General features: G+C 73.7%; 3 protein-coding genes. All 3 read left to right on the forward strand.

What is annotated here, in order from left to right:
• Positions 1–605 (forward strand): SLC13 family permease (locus L0P92_RS43715; RefSeq protein WP_372497435.1); only part of this gene is annotated, 605 nt, incomplete at its 5' end.
• 63 nt (positions 606–668) lie between these two features.
• The gene (locus tag L0P92_RS43720; RefSeq protein ID WP_234768691.1) at positions 669–2,114 is read left to right on the forward strand and encodes an acyl-CoA synthetase; all 1,446 of its coding nucleotides are present in this window, start codon (positions 669–671) and stop codon (positions 2,112–2,114) included.
• Positions 2,107–2,766 (forward strand): carboxyl transferase domain-containing protein (locus L0P92_RS43725; RefSeq protein ID WP_273634162.1); only part of this gene is annotated, 660 nt, incomplete at its 3' end. The genes L0P92_RS43720 and L0P92_RS43725, both read left to right, overlap by 8 nt.

Genomic DNA, 2,766 nt, shown 5'->3' on the forward strand with positions numbered 1-2,766 from the left:
CCCTCCCCCTCACCCCACCCCGAATCGCCACCCTCCTCTCCCTCATCACCCTCGTCATCGCCGTCCTCGCCTTCGACCTGGACGCGGGCCTGACCGCGATCACCCTCGCCGTCCTCCTCAGCGCCCTCTGGCCGGACGACAGCCGCAAGGCGGTCGGCGAGATCGCCTGGCCGACCGTGCTGCTGATCTGCGGCGTGCTCACCTACGTCGGCGTACTGGACGAGATGGGCACCATCACCTGGGCCGGCGAGGGAGTCGGCGGCATCGGCGTCCCGCTGCTGGCCGCCGTGCTGCTCTGCTACATCGGCGCGATCGTCTCGGCGTTCGCCTCGTCCGTCGGCATCATGGGCGCGCTCATCCCACTGGCCGTGCCGTTCCTGGCGCAGGGCGAGATCGGGGCGATCGGCATGGTGGCGGCGCTCGCGGTGTCGGCGACGGTCGTGGACGTGAGCCCCTTCTCGACGAACGGCGCGCTGGTACTGGCCGCGGCACCGGATGTCGACCGTGAGCGTTTCTTCCGGCAGCTGATGGTGTACGGGGGGATCGTGGTGGCGGCGGTGCCCGCGGTGGTGTGGCTGCTGATGGTCGTGCCGGGCTGGGGGTAGGCCGACGGCCCACGAAGGCCGGTGTCCGCACCAACAATTGGCGACAGTTAAGGAGTACGACGCGTGTCCTCTCTCTTCCCGGCCCTGACGGCCGGTCCGGCGGGGCGGATCGCCCTGAGCTTCGGCGACCGTTCCCTGACGTACGGCGAACTCGGCGCCGCCGCCGGTGCCCTCGCGGCGCGGATCGCGGGCCGAGAGCGGGTGGCCGTATGGGCGACGCCGACGCTGGAGACGGCCGTCGCCGTGGTGGCGGTCCTGGAGGCGGGGAGCGCCGCCGTACCGCTCAACCCGAAGTCGGGGGAGAAGGAGCTGGGGCACATCCTGTCGGACAGCGCGCCCGGCTTCGTACTGGCCGCGCCCGGTGAGGAACTGCCGCCGCCGCTACGGGACTTGGAGCGGGTGGACGTCGACGTGCGCGGCGCCGGGCCGCTCCCGGACCCGGGGGCGACCGGCGAGGACCCCGCCCTGGTCGTCTACACCTCCGGCACCACCGGCCCGCCCAAGGGGGCGGTGCTCCCGCGCCGGGCCGTGTCCCACACCCTGGACGCGCTCGCCGACGCCTGGCAGTGGACCGCCGAGGACGTACTGGTCCACGGGCTGCCCCTGTTCCACGTCCACGGCCTGGTCCTCGGCATCCTCGGCCCGCTGCGCCGCGGCGGAGCCGTACGGCATCTGGGCCGGTTCAGCACGGAGGGGGTCGCGCGGGAGCTGGACGACGGCGCGACCATGGTGTTCGGCGTGCCGACCATGTACCACCGCATCGCCCAGGCCCTGCCCGACGACCCCGGGCTGGCGCAGGCGCTGGGCAAGGCGCGTCTGCTGGTCTCGGGCTCGGCGGCGCTGCCCGTGCACGACCACGAGCGGATCACGGCCGCGACCGGGCAGCGGGTCGTCGAGCGGTACGGCATGACGGAGACGCTGATGAACACGAGCGTCCGCGCGGACGGCGAGCCGAGGCCCGGCGCCGTCGGCGTCCCGCTGCCCGGTGTGGAGCTGCGGCTGGTGGAGGAGGACGGGACGCCGATCGCGTCGTACGACGGCGAGACCGTGGGCGAGATCCAGGTGCGCGGCCCGAACCTGTTCACCGAGTACCTGAACCGGCCCGACGCGACAGCCGCGGCCTTCACGGCGGACGGCTGGTTCCGCACCGGCGACATGGCGGTACGGGACCCCGACGGCTACGTCCGGATCGTCGGCCGCAAGGCCACCGACCTGATCAAGAGCGGGGGGTACAAGATCGGGGCGGGCGAGATCGAGAACGCGCTCCTCGAACACCCGGGGGTACGGGAGGCGGCGGTCACCGGCGAACCGGACGCCGACCTGGGCGAGCGGATCGTGGCGTGGATCGTCCCGGCGGACCCTCAATCGCCCCCCACGGCAGAGGAGTTGGCGTCGCATGTCGCGGCTCGCCTCGCTCCCCACAAGCGCCCCCGCAGGGTCCACTACCTCGACGCGCTGCCCCGCAACGACATGGGGAAGATCATGAAGCGGGCCCTGAGCCATGACTGAGCGGCGCCTGTCGGCACGCGCGGTCGTCGCGCGGGTCGCCGACGAGGCCTCCTTCACCGAACTCCCCGCACCGGCAGCGAAGTCCGGCTCCGGGCAGCCGGACGGCCCTCTGTCCTGGCAGGGCTACGACGCCTCCCGTGCGCGGGCCCGCGAGCGGACCGGCGAGGAGGAGTCGGTGGTCTGCGGCACCGCGACCGTGCAGGGCACGCGGGCCGTGCTGCTGGCGTTCGAGTTCGGCTTCCTGGGCGGCTCGCTCGGCGAACGCACCGGCGACCGGCTGGAGTCGGCGTACGCCTACGCCCGCGCCCATCGCCTCCCCGTCGTCCCCCTGGTCGCCACGGGCGGCAGCCGTATGCAGGAGGGCATGCTCGCGCTCACCCAACTCCAGCGCGTGGCCCGCCAGTCGATACTCACCAGGGAAGCCGGCCTCCCTCAGATCGCGATCCTCCGCGACCCCACGACCGGCGGCGGCTGGGCGACCCTCGGCGCCGGCGCCGACATCACCCTCGCCCTCCCCACCGCCCAGATCGGCTTCGCCGGCTCCCGGGTCCGCCCACCGGACGCCGACCCGACGGCATACACGGCGGAGGCACAGGTGGCGGCGGGGGCGGCGGACGCGGTGGTCAGGCCGGAGGAGCTGCGGGGGGTGCTG

The organism is Streptomyces muensis, from assembly GCF_021474425.1.
GTDB classification, from domain to species: Bacteria; Actinomycetota; Actinomycetes; order Streptomycetales; family Streptomycetaceae; genus Streptomyces; species Streptomyces muensis.